The organism is Stenotrophomonas sp. 22DLJC03 (genome assembly GCF_056861405.1).
The window spans coordinates 300,363-307,573 of sequence record NZ_JBSPUG010000004.1; the positions used below are offsets into that span (position 1 = coordinate 300,363).

6 protein-coding genes are annotated in these 7,211 nt (G+C 66.7%); 4 read left to right on the forward strand and 2 right to left on the reverse strand.

The annotated features are described in order from the left end of the window. The first annotated feature begins 112 nt into the window (after window positions 1-112). The 3 genes from AC13GA_RS16435 to AC13GA_RS16445 all read left to right on the forward strand — a co-directional run bounded on the left by AC13GA_RS16435 (window position 113) and on the right by AC13GA_RS16445 (window position 2,592). Window positions 113-913, forward strand: coding sequence for an exodeoxyribonuclease III (locus AC13GA_RS16435; RefSeq protein WP_482998557.1), 801 nt, complete (start codon window positions 113-115; stop codon window positions 911-913). Continuing rightward, window positions 910-2,283, forward strand: a complete 1,374-nt coding sequence (locus AC13GA_RS16440) for a muropeptide MFS transporter (protein ID WP_049435222.1) — start codon at window positions 910-912, stop codon at window positions 2,281-2,283. Before AC13GA_RS16435 ends, AC13GA_RS16440 begins: the two co-directional genes overlap by 4 nt. A 78-nt stretch (window positions 2,284-2,361) precedes the next feature. Further along, the gene (locus AC13GA_RS16445) at window positions 2,362-2,592 is read left to right on the forward strand and encodes a hypothetical protein (protein WP_032972567.1); all 231 of its coding nucleotides are present in this window, start codon (window positions 2,362-2,364) and stop codon (window positions 2,590-2,592) included. Window positions 2,593-2,698: 106 nt separating this feature from the next. On the opposite strand, the gene AC13GA_RS16450 is transcribed toward AC13GA_RS16445, so the two are convergent. Together AC13GA_RS16450 and AC13GA_RS16455 are read right to left on the reverse strand one after the other, a co-directional pair. After that, a complete protein-coding gene (locus tag AC13GA_RS16450; protein ID WP_482998558.1) occupies window positions 2,699-3,826 on the reverse strand; it encodes an anhydro-N-acetylmuramic acid kinase in 1,128 nt (375 codons plus the stop codon). Window positions 3,827-3,891: 65 nt separating this feature from the next. Next, on the reverse strand, window positions 3,892-5,364 hold the full coding sequence (locus tag AC13GA_RS16455) for a M23 family metallopeptidase (protein ID WP_136639888.1): 1,473 nt from the start codon (window positions 5,362-5,364) through the stop codon (window positions 3,892-3,894). A gap of 167 nt (window positions 5,365-5,531) precedes the next feature. Between AC13GA_RS16455 and tyrS the strand changes: the two genes are divergently transcribed. Continuing rightward, the gene (gene tyrS, locus AC13GA_RS16460; protein ID WP_006388280.1) at window positions 5,532-6,743 is read left to right on the forward strand and encodes a tyrosine--tRNA ligase; all 1,212 of its coding nucleotides are present in this window, start codon (window positions 5,532-5,534) and stop codon (window positions 6,741-6,743) included. The last annotated feature ends 468 nt before the right edge of the window (window positions 6,744-7,211 follow it).

The window sequence follows — 7,211 nt, forward strand, 5'->3', positions numbered from 1 at the left end:
GTTTCGCGCTCGTCCAGCACTTTGTGAAGGGTGCCCGGGCGGTGCCTGGCGGACTGCGCAGCCCGGCAGGCAACCGGTATGCTTGCCCGGTTTCCCGCCGCAGGTCCCCCGCATGCGCATCATCAGTTTCAACGCCAATGGCATCCGTTCCGCCGCGACCAAGGGCTTCCTCGACTGGTTCCGTGCCCAGGACGCCGACGTCCTGTGCATCCAGGAGACCAAGGCCCAGGAAGACCAGCTGACCGACCCGATGTTCCGTCCGGACGGCCACCACTGCTTCTACCGCGACGCCATCACCAAGAAGGGCTACAGCGGTGTGGCGATCTACAGCAAGCGCGAGCCGGACCAGGTCATCACCTCGCTGGGCTGGGCTCCGTTCGACGACGAAGGCCGCTACATCGAGGCGCGCTACGGCAACCTCAGCGTGGTCTCCTTCTATATCCCGTCCGGCAGCTCGGGCGACCTGCGCCAGGGCTTCAAGTTCGAAGTGATGGAATGGCTGCGGCCGATCCTCGAGGAGTGGGCGCGCAGCGGCCGCGACTACGTGCTGTGTGGCGACTGGAACATCGTGCGTTCGGCGCTGGACATCAAGAACTGGAAGTCCAACCAGAAGAACTCCGGCTGCCTGCCGGAAGAGCGCGACTGGCTCAACGCCCTGTGCGCCGACCATAGCCAGACAACCGATGTCGCCACCGGCCGCGGCTGGGCCGACGCCTACCGCCTGCTCAATCCCACCGGCGAGGACTACACCTGGTGGAGCAACCGTGGCGCCGCCCGTGCCAACAATGTCGGTTGGCGAATCGACTACCAGTTCATCACCCCGGGCCTGCGTGACCGCCTGCGCAGCTGCTCGATCTATCGCGATGAGCGCTTCTCCGACCACGCTCCGTTCATCGTGGACTACGACCTGTGACCGAGGCTGCCAAGCCGCGTCGGCCGTGGCAGCAGGTGGTGTCCAACCTGAGCCAGCGCAAGGTGCTGGCGATGCTGCTGCTCGGCTTCAGTTCCGGCCTGCCGATCTATCTGGTGGGCAACACGCTCGGCTTCTGGATGCGCAAGGAAGGCATCGAGCTGAGCACGATCGGTTTCCTGTCATGGGTCGGGCTGGCCTACACCATGAAGTTCCTGTGGGCGCCAATCGTCGACAAGACCGATGTGCCTCTGTTCGGTCGTTTTGGTCGCCGCCGGGGCTGGATGCTGCTGTCGCAGCTGGTCGTGGTGGTGGGCCTGGTCGGCATGGCGCTGGTCCAGCCCAAGGGTGGCCAGATCCAGTTCCTGGGTATCGCCTGGCAGCACATCGTCGTGTTCGGCGTGATGGCTGTGATCGTGGCGTTTGCCTCGGCCACCCAGGACATCGTCATCGATGCCTGGCGCATTGAAAGTGCTGACAACAGCGAGCAGCTTGGACTGCTGACCTCATCCTCCGCACTGGGCTACCGCACTGCATTGCTGGTCACCGATGCGCTGATCCTGATCATCGCGGCCCGTGTTGGCTGGCAGGTCTCCTACGAGATCATGGCCGTGCTGATGGCACTTGGCGTGGTGGCCGTGGTCATGGCCCGTGAACCCGCGCGGGAAGTGGCTGCCGTGCAGGCACAGGCGACCTCCCTGTGGACGCCGCGCGGATTGTTCGACGCCGTGGCGGGGCCGTTCATCGCCTTCGTCCGCGAGCATCGCAGTGGCGCGATCCTGATCCTGGTGGCCATCAGCGTCTATCGCATGGCCGACTTCGTCATGGGGCCGATGGCCAATCCGTTCTACGTCGATCTTGGCCTGGACGAGGACACCGTTGGCGCTGTGCGTGGCTCGGTGGGCCTGGTCGCGACCTTCGTCGGCATTGCTGCGGCGGGCCTGGTCTCGGTTCGCTGGGGGGTGCTGGCGGCGCTGATGGTGGGTGCCGTGCTGGGTCCGGCCTCCAACCTGGCGTTTGCCTGGCTGGCCTATTCGGGCCCGGACACGACCCATTTCGCCGTGGCCATGGCAATCGACAACTTCGCCAGCGGTTTCGCCGGTACGGCGCTGATCGCTTATATGTCGAGCCTGACCAGCATCGGATATACCGCAACCCAGTACGCGCTGCTGAGTTCGTTCTACGCGATGCCCGGCAAGGCGCTCAAGGGGCTCTCCGGATGGTCGGTACAGACGCTCGCACAGGGTCGGACGCTGCTGGAAGGCTACGCGCTGTTCTTCGTCGGCACCGCGCTGGTGGCGATCCCGGTGGTGATCCTCTGCGCCCTGCTGATCCTGCAGCAGCGTCGTCGCCAGGCCGCCAGCTCGACCTGATTGCCTGCCCGCCCGGTCTGCGGGATCATCGCCCCCGACGCGCCGAGGGGGCGGTGCCTTGCGAACGGGGAAGTGAGCATGGCCGACGTTGTGCTGCGGGATCTGGACCCGCTGTTGCTGGAACGCATCCGACGGGTCGCGGTCGCTCGCGGCTGGACCCATGAACAGACCTGCGAGGCCTTGCTGGAGCAGGGCTTGTTCAGCAGTGAACTGGAAGTCCGCTCCGGCTTCGGTGACCCCGAAGTGGACGCTCTTTCCGATGCCATCGCCGCCCTGCAGGCGTTGCCCGCAGGGCAGGGCTTCGACTGACCTGACACCTGGTCGCCGCGATACCTGCCCGCCGGGCATGGCCCGGCGCTGCCGGGATGCTGCCGACGGGGTAGCGCCGGGCCATGCCCGGCGGATGTAGCCCCGCTCAGGCCAGGTGGATCGCGCCCAGGATCCGCGGGCCCTTCGCCCCGGTGACGCTCGGCAGGTTGCCGGCCAGCCCGTCCATCGTCCGCTGTGCCAGCCACGCAAAGCCCATCGCCTCCACGTACTCCGGGTCCAGACCGTGCACCGCACTGGACTCCACCTGCACCCCCGGCAGCCGCGCCGCCAGTCGCCTCATCAGCTGGGTATTGCGCACGCCGCCGCCACACACCAGCAGGCGCCGTGTCTGCGGCTGCTGTGCCAGCAGTGCATCGACCACCGTCGCCACGGTCAGCTCCAGCAACGTCGCCTGTATGTCGGCGGCGGTGTACTGGCCTTCGCCCATGTGCGCCTCGGCCCAGGCCAGGTGGAACTGCTCGCGGCCGGTACTCTTCGGCGGCGGCAGTGCGAACCACGGGTCCGAGCGCCAACCCGCCAGCAGGCCCTCGTCCACCGCGCCACTGGCCGCGTACGCGCCGTCGGCATCGAAGGTGCGGCCGGTGTGGCGCTGGCACCAGGCATCCATCAGCGCGTTGGCCGGGCCGGTATCGTAGCCACGCACCGCGCCCTCGCGCGGGATCAGGGTCAGGTTGGCGATGCCGCCCAGGTTCAGCACTGCGCGGTCTTCATCGGCAGTGCCCAGCATGCCCAGATGGAATGCCGGCATCAGCGGCGCACCATGGCCTCCGGCTGCCACGTCACGGCGACGGAAATCACACACCGTGGTGATCCCGCTCAGCTCGGCGATGCGGTTGCCGTCGCCCAGCTGCACGGTGAACGCCGGGTCGGCCAGTGGCCGGTGGCGCACGGTCTGCCCATGCGAGCCGATCGCGCGCACCTGGCTGTGGTCCACGCCGGCCTCGGCCAGCAGCTGGTTGGCCGCCTCGGCAAAACGGATCGCAATCCGCGCGTCCAGTTCGCCGAGCTCTTCCAGCGAATCCAGCGGCCCGCCTTCGCCCAGCGCCACCAGCCGCGCGCGCAGCACCGGCTCCCAGCGGGCGGTCAGCCCATGCACGAAGCGGCAGCCACCACTGGCGGGGAACTGCACCAGTGCGGCATCGATGCCGTCGGCGCTGGTGCCCGACATCAGGCCAAGGTACAGGGGGGCGTCGCTGTCGGCAGTCGTGTTCATGGCAGGCATAAAAAAAGGACGCGGCAAGCTTGGGCTGCCGCGTCCTTCTTCGTCAACGCATGGGCTCAGCCGCGCTTGCGGCCGGTCGTCTGCTTGTCCTTGGCGCTGGCCACCTCGGGGGCGGCCTCGTCGCGGCCGGTCGGCGTCGGGCTGGCGTCGGCGTAGATCAGCTTCTCCATGCCCTGGATGCGGGCCATCGCCGGCGCGGTCTGCGCACGGAAGGCGACCAGCTCGGCACCCTTCAGCGGCTCCGGCGGCGGCATGGTCACGGTCAGCGGATTGCGATGCTCGCCGTTCACGCGGAATTCGTAGTGCAGGTGCGGACCGGTCGCCAGGCCGGTCGAGCCGACATAGCCGATCACCGTGCCCTGCGCCACGCGCTGGCCGGTCCGGATGCTCGCAAAGCGCGACATGTGGCCGTACAGGGTGGTGTGGCCACGGCCGTGGTCGAGGATCACCACGTTGCCGTAGCCGCGCTGCACGCCGGCGAACTGCACACGGGCGTCGCCGGCGGCCATGATCGGGGTGCCGGTGCGCGCGGCGTAGTCCACGCCCTTGTGCATGCGCATCTTGCCCAGCACCGGGTGCTTGCGCGCACCGAAGGTCGAGCTCAGCCGCGCGAACGGGATCGGCATGCGGATGAAGCTCTTCTTCAGCGAGCGGCCGTTGATGTCGTAGTACTCGGACTTGCCGTTGCGGTCGAAGCGGAAGCCGGAATAGGTCTTGCCACCGGTGGTGAAGGTGGCCGCGAGGATCTTGCTGGTGTCCACCTTCTCGCCTTCGCGCCAGGTTTCATCCATCACCACGCTGAAGCGGTCGCCCGGCTGCAGGTCCTTCGAGAAATCGATGTCGTACTTGAAGATGTCGTCGGTCATCGTCGCGATCGCCGACGGCGACAGCCCGGCCCGGCGGGCCGCAGCGTACAGCGAGCTGGTGATCTCGCCGCTGGTGACCACGGTGCGGGTGGAGGTCTCGCGTTTGGTCACCTTCTCCTTGATGTCGTCGCCGGACAGGCTCAGCTCGACCCGGTTGTCGGCATCGCGGTCGAAGCGGATGCTGCGCAGGTCGCCGGACAGCGGCATGTCGAAGGCGATCTCGGCACCCGGGCGCAGCTTGGTCAGCGCCTCGCGCGCACCCGGATGGTCCAGCACCCGGTGCAGGGTGGTAGCCGGGATGCCGGCCTTGTCGAACAGGTCGCTCAGGGTCTGGCCGCGCTGCACGCGCAGCACCTGCCAGCTGTCACCGGGCACCTGCTGCTGTCGGGCCATGGTCAGCGGCGGCAACGGCAGCGCCAGGCTGGTATGGCTGTCGGCGAAGGGCGCATCGATGGTGTGCGAGAAGCCGGGAACGATCGTCGCCACCAGGGCGCCGATGGTCGCGAACAGGCTGGCATGCATCCAATGGCGGCGGGTCCAGCGCTCATTGAAGGCGGCGGGAAGATGTTGCCTGAGCTTCCGATGCAGGGCGTTGTCGTGCAGGACGTGGAGGCGTTCCTGGAAGCGCTGCTTGCGTGCGCGCCCTTGTTCGGAATTGTGCATCGGCGGTTCTTTCCTGGCAGCCCGGGAGCGCGGGCCTGATCGCCGGTTACCATAGACACCTGAGAAAACGGCGTCAAACCCTTGTGCCCATTGGCTTTTGTGAAGCCAATCGGGTTAACTTTGCTTTAACACCCCACACAAGAATCGGCGTTGCCGGGAGTAGTCACGTGTCCTCGATTGAAGAAGCCCTTGCCCTGATCGGCCGCGGTGCCGACGAGATCCTCAAGCTCGAGGATCTGCGTGCGCGCCTGCAGGAAGGTCGCCCGCTACGGATCAAGGCCGGCTTCGACCCCACCGCGCCCGACCTGCACCTGGGCCATACGGTGCTGCTGAACAAGATGCGCCAGTTCCAGGACCTCGGCCATCAGGTCATTTTCCTGATCGGCGACTTCACCGGCATGATCGGTGACCCGTCAGGCAAGAGCCTGACCCGCAAGCCGCTCAGCAAGGACGACGTGCTGGCCAATGCCCGTACCTATGAAGAGCAGGTGTTCAAGGTGCTGGACCGCAGCCGTACCGAAGTCCGCTTCAACTCGGAGTGGTTCGGCAAGATGGGCGCGGCCGACATGATCCGCCTGGCCGGCCAGCACACCGTGGCGCGCATGCTCGAGCGCGACGATTTCGCCAAGCGCTACGCCGCCCAGCAGTCCATCGCCATCCACGAGTTCCTGTACCCGCTGGTGCAGGGCTACGACTCGGTGGCCCTGGAAGCCGACGTCGAGCTCGGCGGCACCGACCAGAAGTTCAACCTGCTGATGGGCCGCGGCCTGCAGGAGCACCACGGCCAGAAGCCGCAGGTGGTGCTGACCATGCCGCTGCTGGAAGGCCTGGACGGCGTCAACAAGATGTCCAAGTCGCTGGGCAACTACATTGGTATCAGCGAGCCGGCCATCGACATCGTCACCAAGACCATGAAGGTGGACGACACCCTGATGTGGCGCTGGATCGAGCTGCTGTCCTTCGACATCAGCCAGGCCGAAGCCGTGCAGCTGCGCGAGCAGGTGGCCAATGGCGGCCTGAACCCGCGCGTGGTCAAGCTGCGTCTGGCCCGTGAGCTGGCGACCCGCTTCCATGACGCCGCAGCGGCCGAACAGGCGGTTGCCGGTTGGGAAGCGGCGGTGACCGGGCAGGGCGACATCACCCAGCTGCCGCTGCAGGACGTGGCGATCCCGGCCGAAGGCCTGCGTATCGCCGCGCTGCTGACCGCGGCGGGCCTGACCCCGAGCAACTCCGAGGCCAACCGCAAGCTCAAGGAGCGTGCGGTCAAGGTGGACGGTGAAGTGGTGGAAGACGGCCAGCAGGTGCTGCAGCCGGGCTTCGAGGGTCTGCTGCAGGTCGGCAAGCGCACCTTCGCCCGCGTACGCCTGGTCGCTGCCTGATACAAGGAAGGGCCGGCGCCAGCCGGCCCTTCCTTGTGCTCTTGTAGAGCCGAAGGCAACGGCAGGAGCCGTTGCCAACGTCGCTTGCGACGGCCCGCAGGGGGGGCGGGCAAGGACGCCCGGCATAGCCGCGCTCGGCTGCTCTTCGCGGAATCCTCCCGCAGCGTGCGATGGATGAATGAACGCAACATCCAGCAAAAAAAGTTGCCACACCCCCTTCACAAATGACCGGAATGGGGACATACTTCTCCTCCCCCGTCGCAGGGGTCGCCACCAAGGGGCTTCAGCGACAACAGGGCGCCCACCACCGCCGAACGAGATGATCGAACGAAGGTGTTGACGGACTGAAAAAGTCTGGCATAATGGGCGGCTCGCTACGAAGGAAACTTCGCAGCACACGGGAACGGCGCTGAGGCCACTTCCCAAGATCTTTGAAAGTATGCGCAGGTATCTTGTGAAGGCGCCTGC